The sequence below is a fragment of the Microbacterium sp. Leaf161 genome (assembly GCF_001423645.1).
GTDB classification, from domain to species: Bacteria; Actinomycetota; Actinomycetes; order Actinomycetales; family Microbacteriaceae; genus Microbacterium; species Microbacterium forte.
In genome coordinates this window covers 251,999-265,031 of record NZ_LMOW01000002.1, presented here as the reverse complement: position 1 = coordinate 265,031, position 13,033 = coordinate 251,999, and the positions used below count along the sequence as shown (strand labels likewise).

Genomic DNA, 13,033 nt, shown 5'->3' with positions numbered 1-13,033 from the left:
CACCCGCACATTCGAGAGGCATCCGCATGACCGACGACACGACCGGCTTCGCCACCAGAGCGGTCCACGCCGCCCGGAATCAGGGCGCCGCGTCGTCGAGGGCGACGCCGATCTATCTGACTGCGGGCTTCGAGTTCGATGACTTCGATCATGCCGCAGACCACTTCGGCACCGGCGCCGGCTTCGGCTACACCCGCACGGGCAACCCGACGGTGAGCGCCGTCGAGCGACAGCTCGCAGCTCTCGAATCCGCCGCGGACGCGGTGCTCGTCGCGAGCGGACAGGCCGCGGTCGTCACCGCTTTGCTGACCGTGGCCGGAGCCGGAGACCACATCGTGGCCTCGACGCACATCTACGAGGGCACCCGAGGGCTCCTGCTCGACAACCTCGCACGGCTCGGCATCGAGACGACGTTCATCGACGAGATCGCCGACCCTGCGGCGTGGCAGGCTGCGATCCGCCCGACCACGCGCGCGCTGTTCGCGGAGTCGATCGCGAACGCCCGGAACGACATCCTCGACATCGCCGCTGTGAGCGCGGTCGCGGATGAGTTCGCCATCCCGCTCATCGTCGACAACACGCTCGCGACGCCCTTCCTGTTGCGTCCGATCGAGCACGGTGCCGCCATGGTCGTGCACTCCGCATCGAAGTTCCTCGCGGGTCACGGGTCCGTGCTCGGCGGTGTGATCCTCGATGACGGTCGTTTCGACGCGGATAAGGCCGGTCACAACGCACCGCACCTGGTGCTCCCCGGCCGCGGGGGCTTCCCGAGCGTCTTCGCCCGCCACGGCGGCAACGCTCGGATCGCCTACGCCCGCGAGTCGGTGGCTCCCCGCTTCGGCGCCTCGCCGTCTCCTCTCAACGCGTTCCTGATCGGACAGGGCGCCGAGACCCTCGGCCTCCGGGTCGAGCGCCAGTCCCGGAACGCGCTCGAGGTGGCCCGTTGGCTGGCCGCTCAGGATGCGGTCGAGAGCGTCGATCACGTGGGCCTCGAGACTCACCCCGACCATGCTCTCGCGCAGCGGTATCTCCACGGCGGGTACGGCTCGATCTTCACGTTCACCCTCCGCGGAGGGCTCGACGCCGCACGCGACTTCGTCGAGAGCGTGGAAGTCTTCACGCACATGACCCACATCGGCGACGTGCGCTCGCTGGTGCTGCACCCCGCGACCACCAGCCACTCGCACAGGACACCCGAAGAGCGCGACATCCTCGGTGTGCAGCCGGGAACCCTTCGACTGTCGGTCGGCATAGAAGACGTCTCCGATCTGATCGCCGACCTCGCTCGGGTGCTCGAGCCGGCGCGAGAGGCCGTCGCATGACCAGGCCCCAGCACTTCGGCTGGTTCCTCGCCCGCGGTTTCGGTCCGCAGGGGTGGGGATACCCGTCTCTGGACTGGGACTACGACTGGACGCGTCCCGAGGTCTATCAGGAGGCGGCCCGGACGCTCGAGCAGGCAGGCTTCGACCTCGTGATCATCGAGGACGCGCCGTCTCTCGGCTCGCCGGACACGATCGACCTCCGCGTCCGCCATGCCTTCGGCGGGCCCAAGCACGACCCGCTGCTCCTCGCTCCCTACCTGTTCCAGGCGACACGGCACCTCGGAGTCGTGCCCACCGTCAATCCCGCGGCGTACCTTCCCTATACGGCGGCGCGGCAGTTCTCCACCCTTCAGCATCTCAGCGGTCACCGTCTCGGGCTCAACGTGGTGACCGACACCGGCAGCGCGCGTCACTTCTCGGCCGCGGCGCAGCTCGGACACGATGCCGCCTACGACCGGGCCGAGGAATGGCTCTCAGGCATCCGCTCGCTCTGGCGCAGCTGGGGCGACGGAGCGCTGGTCGGCGACCGCGAGACGGATGTCTTCGCGGACGGATCGAAGCTGAGCACCGTCCGGCATCGCGGAGAGCACTACGCGTTCGACGGCCCTCTGAACGCCGTGCCGTTCACCGACGGCGAGCCGGCGATCGTCTCCCCCGGCGGGTCGGGTCGCGGCCTCGGATTCGCCGGCGCCAACTCCGATGTCCAACTCGCCCTCGCTCCGCTGGACGAAGCATCCGTGCGCGCCTACCGCGCGAAGATCCACGACGCGGCGATCGCCGCCGGGCGCTCAGCCGACGACATCAAGATCCTGTTCGCGATCCAGCCCGTGATCACGGCATCCGCCGAAGAGGCCGACCGGATCGTCGCTGCGTCCGCGCACCCCGATGATGCGGCTCTCCTGCAGATCGCGCGCAAGCAGTCGAGCGATCTCGAGACCGACCTCACCGCACTCGACCTCGAGCGGCCGCTCGATGTGTCGCTCTTCGGGGAGCACGTCTCGCGCGGAAGCATCCAGCGCCTGATGGGCGACCGTGGCGAGGATGCTCCGCTGCGCGCCCACCTCACCGCCCTCGCCCGCGCCGGCCGCACCGCCGACCGCTCGGGCTTCGTCGGGACGGCCGAGGAGTTCGCCGATCTGATCGAGGAACTCGGAGAGTGGGGCAACGACGGCGTGCTGCTGTGGGGCGACTTCCACCCCGTCACGCTGCACCGCACACTCGACGAGCTCGTGCCGGTGCTGCGTCGCCGTGGGATCCTCCGCCGCGACCACGTCGATGGCGGCCTGCAGGCCAACCTCCGCGCGTTCTGACAGGAACGGCGGGGCCGAGCCTTACCAGCCCATGGAACCCGGCACGCCCTTGAAAGGCCCGACGACCGACGACGTGACCCAGCCGCCGTAGAATCCTCCCGGCTGCGGAACGACGACCTCGTCACCGACCGTGCACGCGTCCATCGGCCCCGCGTACACGGCCACGCGGTCGCGCAGCACCTCGAAACCGGGCGAAGGATGCGGGTAGTTCCATGCCGCGCCCGCGGCCGTCAGGAGGCCGCCACGCACGTCGAGATAGCGCGCGGCACCCTTGAACTCGCAGAACGATGAACCCGGCGCATCCGAGAGCCCGCCCTCGATGAAGTCGGCGATCGGCAGATAGTACACAGGAGGGTGACTCGTCTCGAGCACCCGCACGGCATCTCGCGTATCGGCGACCAGAACGCCGCCGAGGCGGATGGTGACGCGCTCGGGCACCGGCTCGACCCTCGGTGGCCGCGGATAGTCCCACACGGATTCCTGACCGGGCGAGGGGACGATCGGCTGAGGTCTGCGCATCTGTTCACTGTACGTCCCGCGGTGTTGACTGGGGTCATGGCTGAACTACCGATGTTCCCGCTCGGCTCGGTGCTCTTTCCCTACACCGCGCTTCCGCTTCGCGTCTTCGAGCCGAGGTACCTCACGATGATCGGGCACCTGCTCGACGACGACGACCCGCAGTTCGGCGTCGTGCTCATCGAGCGCGGTCACGAGGTCGGCGGCGGCGATCGACGCAGCAAGATCGGCACGATGGCCCGGCTGGTGAGCGTCGCGGCGGACGCCCAGGTGCTGCACACCCTCGCGGTCGGCACGGCCCGCTTCACCGTCGATCAGTGGCTCGACGACGCGCCCTTTCCTCGCGCCGAGGTCACGCAGCTGCCTGAGCTGACGTGGCACGACGCGCTGACCCCTCTGCGGACCGAAGCAGAGGCGATCGTGCGGCGAGTCCTCGCACGCGTGGACTCGCCGTGGGATGCCGACACCGAACTGTCAGACGATCCGCTCGCCGCAGCCTGGCAGCTCGCCGCGATCGCACCGCTGGGCGAGTACGACCAGTTCGCCCTGCTGCAGTCCAACTCGCTCGGCGCCCTGCTCGGCCAGGTCATCGATCTCACCCTCGAAGCGGAGCTCCTCTGGTCAGCCGAGTGAGCGGGCTGCGCTCACTCGACGATCGCTGCCTTCTTCGCCGCCGACTTCTCGCGCGACGACGCGATGAGGCTGGCGACCGTCGCGACGGTCATCGACACGACGATGACTCCCAGCGACACCATGTTGTCGATGTCTGGCACCCATTCGACGTGCTCGCCGCCGTTGATGAAGGGCAGCTCGTTCTCATGCAGCGCGTGCAGGATGAGCTTGATGCCGATGAAACCGAGGATCACGGCGATGCCGTAATGCAGGTAGCGCAGGCGATCGAGCAGATCGCCGAGCAGGAAGTAGAGCTGACGCAGGCCCATGAGCGCGAAGATGTTCGCGGCGAAGACGAGGAACCCGTTGGTGGTGATCTCGAAGATCGCGGGAATCGAGTCGATCGCGAAGATCAGGTCGGTGACACCGATCGTGATGAACACGATGACCATCGGCGTCCACATGCGCTTGCCGTCGACCGTGGTGCGGAGCTTGGAGCCGTCGTAGGTCTCGCTGATGTCGATCCGGCGCCGGAGCAGGCGCACGATGAAGTTCTCCTTCTTCACGTCGTCTTCGTGATCGCCCTCGGGCATCGCCTGCTTGATCGCGGTGTAGATGAGGAACGCGCCGAAGACGTAGAAGATCGGCGAGAAGTGCTCGACGACCGCCACTCCCACGAGGATGAACGCCCCACGCAGGACGAGCGCGATGATGATCCCGACCATCAGCACCTGCTGCTGCAGGCGTCGCGGGACGGCGAACTGCGCCATGATCAGCACGAAGACGAAGAGGTTGTCGATGGACAGGCTGTATTCGAGCGCCCAGCCGGTGATGAAGTCGCCCGCGTTGCGCCAACCGGCCACGTTGCCGAGGAGCACAGCGAAGAGAAGCGCGAGGGCGACGTAGAACACGACCCACAGGGTCGACTCCTTCGTCGAGGGGATGTGGGGGCGAAGGCGGATCAGAAGCAGGTCGCCGATCAGGATGATCGTGAGGACGATCATCGAGGTGATCTCGAACCAGACGGGGATTTCCAAGGGCGTACAGCCTTTCGGGAGGGTAGGAAGAACGCCGAAAGTCTCTCCCACGCACAGAGTGCGTCGCACGACCGGAGCAGCGATGTCGGTGCTCGTGATGACGGTGGATGCGCTTGCGGGATACTCCCTCTCGCGTGACCAATGTTAGCGGAGCGGAAGGGCCGTGGCGGCATGGTCGACGTGACCTCGAACTCGCACCCGGACACCGCCGCGAACGCCCTCCCTCGGCGTCCTCCGGCAGCGGACGCTCGCGAAGGTGCGCGCGCAGCCCGCACACTGATCTGAGACGATGGGGCATCTTCCGACACCTCCCAGGTGAGAGACACAAAACGGAATCGGGATGCCAGTGCAGACGAGTGATCAGAAATGGGCGGCACAGGCCGCGGCAGGTGACGAGAGCGCCTTCCGCGAGCTGTACCGCTCGTATGTCCGCCCGGTCTACTGGATCGCGCATGGCATGCTCGGCTCCCCCGCCGATGCCGAGGATGTGACCCAGGAGACCTTCGTCACGGCTTGGCGCAAGCTTCCGGGGTTCGAGCTTCAGGGAGAATCGATCCTCCCGTGGCTCGCGACGATCTGCCGCTTCCAGGCCGCGAATCGCCTTCGTCAGCGCACGCGCGACCAGGCCCACACGACGGAAGCGGTGGACGAGACCCTGCCTTCGACGATCAGCGTCGAGGAGCAGGTGATCACCGCAGACCTCGCGGAGCGGATCGCCGCCGAGGTCGGCACGCTGAGCGACCTCGACCGCGCGATCTTCCGACTCTGCGCCGCCGAAGGCTATGCCTACCAGGCCGCGGCCGAGGAGCTCGGCGTGAGCCATGCCATCGTCCGGAACCGTCTCTCACGAGTCCGCACCCGACTTCGCGGTGCCGTGAAGGAAGCGAGCGACGCATGAACGACAAGACCAGCACCGAGCGACTGCCCGAGCTCACCGATGCCGCAGTGGCGCGCATCGAGACAGCCGTGTTCGACGACATCGCCGCCGAGCGGCCGCGACAGGCGCCAGCCGCAGCACGCGCTCGACACCGCCGGCGTCGGTGGATGACCGGTGCCGGGATCGCGGCGGCGTTCGTCGTCGGCGTCCTCGTCACTCCTCCGATCCTCACTGCGGTGGGCGGGTCGGCGACGAGCTCGGCCGAGGGCGGAGACATGGTCGTCACGGAGGAGTCACGCTCTGGCTCCGCCGACCAGGGCGCACCTGGGGCCGCGACGGACTCGGCCGAGTCCGCACCGGCGGTCGGAGATGTCGCAGTCACTGATCGCGAGATCATCGCGACCGCCAACGCGACAGTGGAGGTGAAGGACATCGCGGACGCCGCCGACACGATCGGCGCACTCGCCGAGTCGCATGGCGGGTATGTCGAGAGCACTGAGGTCGGCAAGAGCGTCGCCGTCGACGGCACCTCGGAGCCGGCGCCTTCCGACCCCGGGTACGGCTGGATCAGCATCCGCGTACCCTCCGCCGACCTCGCCGCCGTCATCGATGAGCTCGCCACCTCGGGCGAAGTGCTCTCCTCATCGATCTCGAAGCAGGATGTCACCTCGACGGCGATCGATCTGCGTGCGCGCGTGGATGCCACCAGGGCATCGGTGCAGCGACTCACCGAGCTGATGTCGCAGACCGGCACGGTCGCGGAGCTCATCGAGGCAGAGGTCGCGCTCACCGATCGCCAGGGGCAGCTCGAGTCGTACGAGCAGCAGCTCGCATCGCTCGAGGACCAGGTCGCGATGTCGAGTCTGCAGGTGCAGCTGACCCGGACGACACCGCCGACGACCGCCGATCCGGCCGGCTTCGCAGACGGCCTCCTCGCCGGCTGGAACGGCCTCGTGGTGTCGTTGAACGCGCTGGTCGTGGCGGTCGGCTTCGTCCTGCCGTGGCTCGCCCTCGCGGGAGTGGTGGTGCTGGTGATCTGGCTCATCCGGCGCGCGCGGCGCACTCGTACGGCAGCCGGCGAACCGCCCGCCGAGAGCTGAGTCGCATCCTACGAAAGGGCCGCTGCTCCCAGCGAGAAGCGGCCCTCACCGCTGTTTTTCCGGGGTATACAAGAAGTCTTGTGAGAACCCGGACCCGGTTCTACCGTTGCGTCCATGGAAGACATCTCGGTGATCACAGCGGTGCACCACCCTCTGCGGCGGCGCATCTACGACTATCTGCGGCTCTTCGGCACCTCGCAGGTCACCACGATCGCTCGCTCGCTCGGGAGCCAGGTCGGGAGCATCAGCCACCACCTGAGGATGCTCGAACGAGCCGGGCTCGTCGAACGCGACGAAGACCCGTCCGGCGACCGTCGCACCAGCTGGTGGAAGCCCGCTCGACATGGGCTCACCTGGTCGGCGGAGGACTACGCCGACTCCCCCGCCGACGCGCTGCTCGCACGGGAGGCGCAGCGCCAGGGCATCCGGATGCAGATCGATCGTCTTCAGCGGTGGCAGCGCCGTCATGATGACCCCGCCTATGCCGCGTACGACGCCTCGAACACCGAGACGACGGCCTGGGCTTCTCCCGACGAACTCCGTGATCTGAGTGCGCGCCTTCTGCGCACGATGGAGGAATGGCGGGCGTCCGTGGACCTCGAGGACGGACAGGAGCGCACTCCGATCTTCTTCTTCGCCCATGCGTTCCCGACGACGCCATGAGCACCGCGATCGAACCCGTGCAGCTGTCGGAGCCACCGGCGTTCCGCGGAGACCGTCGTGTGCACGCCTGGATCGCCGTCAAGGCGCTCTCGGATGGCGGAGATGCCCTGTGGACCATCGCCCTCGCCTGGACTGCCGTGCAGACGGCCTCTCCCGCGATCGCCGGGCTCATCGTCGCCGCCGGGACGATCCCTCGGGCGATCGTGCTGCTCTTCGGCGGTGTGATCGCCGACCGCTCCGATGCGCGGCGGGTGATGATGCTCTTCAACGTGCTGCGTGTCGGCGTGCTCGTGGCCGTGGCGCTCTGGGTCCTCGCGATCCCACCGACGGTCGGCGTACTGCTGTTCGCGGCGATCGCCTTCGGAATCTGCGACGCGTTCTATGAGCCGTCGGCAGGAACCGTCGCCCGCCAGCTCGTGCGGCCCGCGGATCTCCCCTCATACGGCGCGCTGGCCCAGACCGCGTCGCGCCTCGGAACCATGGCGGGCGCGGCGATCGGCGGTGTGCTCGTCGCGTACGCGGGACTGGTGGGCAGCGCGGCCGTCAACGCCCTCACGTTCAGTCTCGTCGTCGCCTTCATCGCGATCTGGCTCCGGCCCCGCTTCCTTCTCGCCCGCGCGGCGAGAGAGCCCGTGCTGCGCGGCATCGCAAGTGGATTCGCCCATCTCGGCACCCACCCGACCACCCGCACGCTCGTCATCGCGCTCTCGGGGCTCAACCTCGCGGTCGGCCCGGCGGTCGGGATCGGGCTCGCCCTGCGCGCGCACGACGAGGGATGGGGCGCTCAGGCGGTGGGGCTGTTCGAAGCGCTGCTCGGACTGGGCGCGGCACTCGGCGCCGTCTCGGTCGTGAAGTGGCGACCGCGAAGAGAGGCACTCGCCGGCTTCTGGGCGCTCGTCGTCCAAGGCGCCGGGATCATCGCACTCGGCTGGGGCCCGGCGTGGACGGTCGCGACGGCGGCCTTCGTCATCGGCGCAACCGCGGGCTACGCCTCGGTCCTCCTGAGCGCCACCTTCTCCGCCACCGTCGACACCGCCTACCTCGGCCGGATGGGCTCGATCACCCGTCTCGGTGACGACTGTCTCATACCCGTCGTCATGGCGGGGTTCGGTCTGCTCGCCTCGATCACGGCAGTCTGGGTGCCGTTCGCTCTCTTCGGCGGCGGGATGATGGCGCTCATGACGCTGCCGCTGAGCAACCGCACGTTCCGGCGGCTGAGCATCGGGCCGAAGACCTGACTCCCGCTGACCTCCGTGAGGGCCGCGATGCGCCCGCACATACGACGAAAGCCCTCGGAGAACCGAGGGCTTTCGCTTGTTGTGACCCCAGCGGGATTCGAACCCGCGTTACCGCCGTGAGAGGGCAGCGTACTAGGCCGCTATACGATGGGGCCGTCTGGCGGAACGTTTCCGTGCCGCGACAACTCAACAAGTATGCCATGACGATTCTCGCGCCGCCAAATCGAGCCGAGCCCTCGTCGATTCCCGGGCGTGGCGCGCTGGATCGGCGGTTTGCCAGAGAGGCCGCGAAGGAGTTGACTCACCTCATGCGCATCACGAAATTCGAACATGCCGCTCTTCGCATCCAGCAGGGCGATGACACCCTCCTCATCGACCCGGGTTCGTTCACCGCTCCCCTGAACGATCTCTCGGGTCTCGTCGCCGTCGTGATCACCCACGAGCACCCCGACCACTGGACGCCCGAGCACCTGGATCGGATTCTCCGCGCCGCCCCCGGCACTCCGATCTACGCCCCTGCAGGCGTTGCACGTGCGGCCGAGGGCTATGACATCTCAGAGGTCGCTCCGGGAGACACCGTGGAGGTGGGAGCGTTCACGCTCCGTTTCTTCGGCGGCACGCACGAGGTGATCCACTCCTCACTCCCCACTGTCGAGAATGTGGGCGTGCTGGTCAATGAGGTCTTCTACTACCCCGGCGACTCCTACGCGGTTCCGGAGGGTGTCGAGGTCGGCACGCTCGCCGCTCCTCTCGGAGCGCCCTGGCTGAAGATCGGCGAGGCGATGGACTACGTTCTCGCGGTGCGCCCGCGTCGGGCGTTCGGCACTCACGACATGACCCTGTCGGTCGCAGGCAAGACGATGCACCGGCAGCGGCTGCAGTGGGCGACCGAGCAGGGTGGCGGAGAGCTCTCGGTCCTCGAGCCGGGCGACTCGCTCGACATCTGACCGTGGCGGACTCCCCCTCCGCCGAATACTCGCTCGATGAGAGCGGCGTACGAGACCTTCTTCGGCGGACGAGCCCTGATCTCGCCGCCCTGCCGCTCAGGCTGTTCGCCGACGGCTGGGACAACTCGATGTGGAGGCTCGGATCTGAGCTGGTCGTGCGATTGCCACGACGCGAGCTCGCCGTGCCTCTCATAACGAATGAGCAGCGCGCGCTCCGCGCGATCGCTCCGGCGCTGGCGGCCATCGGCATCCGCACCCCGGTGCCGCTGATCTCCGGCGAACCGAGCGAGCTGTTTCCGCGGCCCTGGTCAGTCGTCCCATGGATCTCCGGAACGACGGCGCTCGCCTCCTCCCGATCGGACAACGCGGCGTGGGCACCACGACTCGCCGACGCCCTGAGGGCGCTGCACGCCCCGGCCCCCGCGGATGCTCCGCGCAACCCGGTGCGAGGACGCGCCCTGAGCACTCGAGACGACGCGATACGGCCACGGCTCGAGGCGTTCAGGCACCGCACGGCGCTGCGTGACGCCTGGGTCGCAGGTCTCGCCGCATCGGCCGACTCGGAGCAGGTCTGGATCCACGGCGACCTGCACCCCGGCAACGTGCTGGTGGCAGACGGCGCACTCGCGGCGCTCATCGACTTCGGTGACGTCACGGTCGGAGACCCCGCTTACGACCTCGCGTCATCCTGGATGCTCTTCGATGCACCCGGTCGCGACGTCTTCCGCAGAGCGACCGGAGATCGGTACGACGAGGCCACCTGGGTTCGCGCCAGAGCGTGGGCGGCGTACATGGCCCTCGTCCTCCTGACTCAGAGCGACGATCGACCCGAGTACCTCTCGGTAGGAGCGAGCACCGCCGACGCGCTCGACGCCGACTAGCCCTGCGCAGCCCGAACGCGCAGCGCTCGGGCCAGGTGATCACGCTGCTCGATGACGATCCGGCGCAGCGCGGCGGGCGCCGAGCTGTTGCCGGCAAGCCACGCATCCACGAGATCGAGCGTCGGCGAGGCGGGGAACAGCCCCACGACCAGGCGCTGAGCCAGCTCGATGCTCCGCGTGCCCCACGCGTCGCCGATCCTCTCGAAGTACTCGGCATCGAAACCCGCGATGAGATCACGGCGTCCACCTGCGCGGAAGCCTGCGATCTCGGCATCGAGATGGTCGTTGCTCAGCGAGGCGTCGTTCCACGCCGCGTCCCACGCTGCAGCCCGCACCGCGGAATCAGGTCGCGAGGCGAGTGCCCTGCGAGCGGCCGTCCGACCGCTTCCGGTGTCGTCGGACTCGAGCTGGGCTGCGACGTCATCGTTCCCCGCGTGCCCTGTCGTGACGAGAGCCGTGAGCAGCTGCCACCGCAGATCAGGGTCGATGGTGAGACCATCCGGGACATAACCGTGCAGGAGCGCGCGGACCTCGGCGGCGTGCACGTCGTCGAACGCCGACGCCGCCGCGAGGGCCCGCGCCCACGAGAGCTGGGCATCGCTTCCGGCATCCGATGCCTGCAGCGCAGCCCACGCGGTCTCCACCCAGGCCCGCTGCTCGCCCTGTCGCGCGCCGTCGCTCGCGTAGTGCCGGATCGCGAAGAGGGCATTCGAGAGAATGCCGACGAGAAGACCGATGTTCGACTCGTGTGGGGCATGTGCGCGCACGATCGAGGTGTATTGCGCCACTGTCAGCTCGCCGTCGCGCGTGGCGTTCCACAGCGACGACCACACGACGGCCCTCGCGAGGGGGTCGTCGATGGAGGACAGTGATTCCTGCACCGTCGTCAATGATGCCTCGTCGAGCCGCACCTTGGCGTAGGTGAGGTCGTCGTCGTTGAGAAGCACGAGATCGGCGGAGGGGACCTCGATGGGCGTCCGCTCGTCGTGGATGTCCAGGGCGAGCTGGTCGCGACGCACCACGCGCCCGTCGATGCGGTGATAGAGCCCGACGCGCAGGCGATGCGGCCGAGGATCGCTCTGCACGAGCGTGGCGCTGCCGTCGGCCTCTCGTTCGAGCCGCAGCGTGGACACCCCTGTCGTCTGCAGCCATGCCTGCGACCACTCGGTCATGTCGCGCCCGGAGACCGCGCTCAGCTGCACGAGGAAGTCGTCGAGAGTCGTGTTGCCGAACGCGTTGGCCGCGAAGTATCTGCGGGCCCCCTCAAAGAACGCCTCATCGCCGACGAAGGCCACGAGCTGCTTCAGCACCGCGGCACCCTTGGCATAGGTGATGCCGTCGAAGTTGAGCTTCGCGGCCTCGAGGTCGGTGATGTCGGCGACGATCGGGTGGGTGGTCGGCAGCTGGTCCTGCTGGTACGCCCATGCCTTGCGGTTGGCGGCGAACTTGACCCACGCGTCATGGAAGCGCGTCGCCGCCGCTGATGCGTGCGAGCCCATGTAGTCCGCGAAGGACTCCTTGAGCCACAGGTCGTCCCACCACTTCATGGTCACGAGGTCGCCGAACCACATATGCGCCATCTCGTGCAGGATCGTGTTCGCGCGTGCGGCACGCTGCGCGTCGGTGGCCGCACCCCTCGAGAGATAGGATTCGGTGAACGTCACGAGTCCCGGGTTCTCCATCGCACCGAGGTTGTACTCGGGAACGAAGATCTGGTCGTACTTGCCCCAGGGATAGGGGTAGGCGAAGGCATCCGTGAAGAAGTCCAGACCCTGGCGCGTGATCTCGAGGATCTCCTCGGACTCCAGATACTGCGTGAGCGACTGCCGCGCGAACACACCGAGTGCGACGCGCTGATCATCGCGCGCCCACTCGCCGTCGACCCGGGCATACGGCCCGGCCGCGACCGAGGTGATGTAGCTCGAGATCGGGAGCGTCGGGGCGAACTCGACACGCTGCACCCCGACTCCGGCGTCGACCGTCGCCGCGACCCGGTTCGAGAGCACCTCCCAGCCCGCAGGAGCATCGATCACGAAGGTGTACGGCGCCTTGATGTCCGGCTGCTCGAAACACGCCATCACCCGCCGCGAGTCGGCCGGTTCGTATTGCGTGTAGAGGTAGGTGCGATCGTCGACGGGGTCGTGGAACCGGTGCAGCCCCTCGCCGGACCGGCTGTAGCTTCCGACCGCCTCGACACGCACCACGTTCGTGTCGGCGAGGTCGTGCAGCTCGATGCGCGCACCGTCGTAGATCACGTCGCGCTCGACGCCGTTCACGACGACTCGTTCGACGCTCTCCCCGATGAAGTCCAACCAGGTCGAGTGCGCCGTCGTGGTGAACTCCAGCGTGGTGGTCGTGGAGAACCCGCTGCGCGCCCGCTCGGGTGCACCCGTGAGGTCGAGTTCGACGCGGATGCTGCGCACGGAGACGGCGGCGGATCGCGCCGCGGTCTCCTCTCGCGAGAGGTTGGCTGTGTCCATGCCTCCATCCTTCCATCTGGCGTGCTCAGAGGCGGACCCTTGCGTTGCAT

12 protein-coding genes and 1 tRNA gene are annotated in these 13,033 nt (G+C 68.0%); 9 read left to right on the top strand and 4 right to left on the bottom strand.

What is annotated here, in order from left to right; genetic code table 11:
- Nucleotides 1-26: 26 nt before the first annotated feature.
- Both ASF87_RS13965 and ASF87_RS13960 read left to right on the top strand, forming a co-directional pair.
- Complete coding sequence (locus tag ASF87_RS13965; RefSeq protein ID WP_042541707.1) at nt 27-1,322, top strand: O-acetylhomoserine aminocarboxypropyltransferase/cysteine synthase family protein; 1,296 nt, start codon at nt 27-29, stop codon at nt 1,320-1,322.
- Nucleotides 1,319-2,632: an LLM class flavin-dependent oxidoreductase gene (locus ASF87_RS13960; protein WP_056376672.1), complete on the top strand. Its 1,314-nt coding sequence runs from the start codon at nt 1,319-1,321 to the stop codon at nt 2,630-2,632. Before ASF87_RS13965 ends, ASF87_RS13960 begins: the two co-directional genes overlap by 4 nt.
- A gap of 21 nt (nt 2,633-2,653) precedes the next feature.
- Here the strand turns inward: ASF87_RS13960 and ASF87_RS13955 are convergent, their stop codons facing one another.
- Nucleotides 2,654-3,151, bottom strand: a complete 498-nt coding sequence (locus tag ASF87_RS13955) for a DUF427 domain-containing protein (RefSeq protein ID WP_056376671.1) — start codon at nt 3,149-3,151, stop codon at nt 2,654-2,656.
- 36 nt (nt 3,152-3,187) lie between these two features.
- Between ASF87_RS13955 and ASF87_RS13950 the strand changes: the two genes are divergently transcribed.
- The gene (locus tag ASF87_RS13950; protein WP_056376670.1) at nt 3,188-3,781 is read left to right on the top strand and encodes an LON peptidase substrate-binding domain-containing protein; all 594 of its coding nucleotides are present in this window, start codon (nt 3,188-3,190) and stop codon (nt 3,779-3,781) included.
- Between the two features lie 11 nt (nt 3,782-3,792).
- On the opposite strand, the gene ASF87_RS13945 is transcribed toward ASF87_RS13950, so the two are convergent.
- Complete coding sequence (locus ASF87_RS13945) at nt 3,793-4,797, bottom strand: TerC/Alx family metal homeostasis membrane protein (protein ID WP_056376669.1); 1,005 nt, start codon at nt 4,795-4,797, stop codon at nt 3,793-3,795.
- 340 nt (nt 4,798-5,137) lie between these two features.
- Between ASF87_RS13945 and ASF87_RS13940 the strand changes: the two genes are divergently transcribed.
- The 4 genes from ASF87_RS13940 (at nt 5,138) to ASF87_RS13925 (ending at nt 8,675) form a co-directional block, all read left to right on the top strand.
- Nucleotides 5,138-5,695: an RNA polymerase sigma factor gene (locus tag ASF87_RS13940; protein ID WP_056376668.1), complete on the top strand. Its 558-nt coding sequence runs from the start codon at nt 5,138-5,140 to the stop codon at nt 5,693-5,695.
- On the top strand, nt 5,692-6,774 hold the full coding sequence (locus ASF87_RS13935) for a DUF4349 domain-containing protein (protein ID WP_056376667.1): 1,083 nt from the start codon (nt 5,692-5,694) through the stop codon (nt 6,772-6,774). The genes ASF87_RS13940 and ASF87_RS13935 overlap by 4 nt, the downstream gene beginning before the upstream one ends.
- A gap of 114 nt (nt 6,775-6,888) precedes the next feature.
- Nucleotides 6,889-7,437 (top strand): winged helix-turn-helix domain-containing protein, encoded by a 549-nt coding sequence (locus ASF87_RS13930; RefSeq protein ID WP_056376666.1) that lies wholly within the window; start codon nt 6,889-6,891, stop codon nt 7,435-7,437.
- A complete protein-coding gene (locus ASF87_RS13925; protein WP_056376665.1) occupies nt 7,434-8,675 on the top strand; it encodes an MFS transporter in 1,242 nt (413 codons plus the stop codon). Before ASF87_RS13930 ends, ASF87_RS13925 begins: the two co-directional genes overlap by 4 nt.
- An 82-nt stretch (nt 8,676-8,757) precedes the next feature.
- Here the strand turns inward: ASF87_RS13925 and ASF87_RS13920 are convergent.
- Nucleotides 8,758-8,830: transfer RNA gene (locus tag ASF87_RS13920), tRNA-Glu, on the bottom strand.
- A 153-nt stretch (nt 8,831-8,983) separates the two neighbouring features.
- Here ASF87_RS13920 and ASF87_RS13915 point away from each other — a divergent pair.
- Together ASF87_RS13915 and ASF87_RS13910 are read left to right on the top strand one after the other, a co-directional pair.
- Complete coding sequence (locus tag ASF87_RS13915; RefSeq protein ID WP_056376664.1) at nt 8,984-9,622, top strand: MBL fold metallo-hydrolase; 639 nt, start codon at nt 8,984-8,986, stop codon at nt 9,620-9,622.
- A gap of 2 nt (nt 9,623-9,624) precedes the next feature.
- Nucleotides 9,625-10,503 (top strand): aminoglycoside phosphotransferase family protein, encoded by an 879-nt coding sequence (locus ASF87_RS13910; RefSeq protein ID WP_056376663.1) that lies wholly within the window; start codon nt 9,625-9,627, stop codon nt 10,501-10,503.
- On the opposite strand, the gene pepN is transcribed toward ASF87_RS13910, so the two are convergent.
- Entirely contained in the window at nt 10,500-12,983 is a 2,484-nt protein-coding gene (pepN, locus tag ASF87_RS13905) for an aminopeptidase N (RefSeq protein WP_056376662.1), read from the bottom strand. The genes ASF87_RS13910 and pepN overlap by 4 nt on opposite strands.
- Nucleotides 12,984-13,033: the final 50 nt, after the last annotated feature.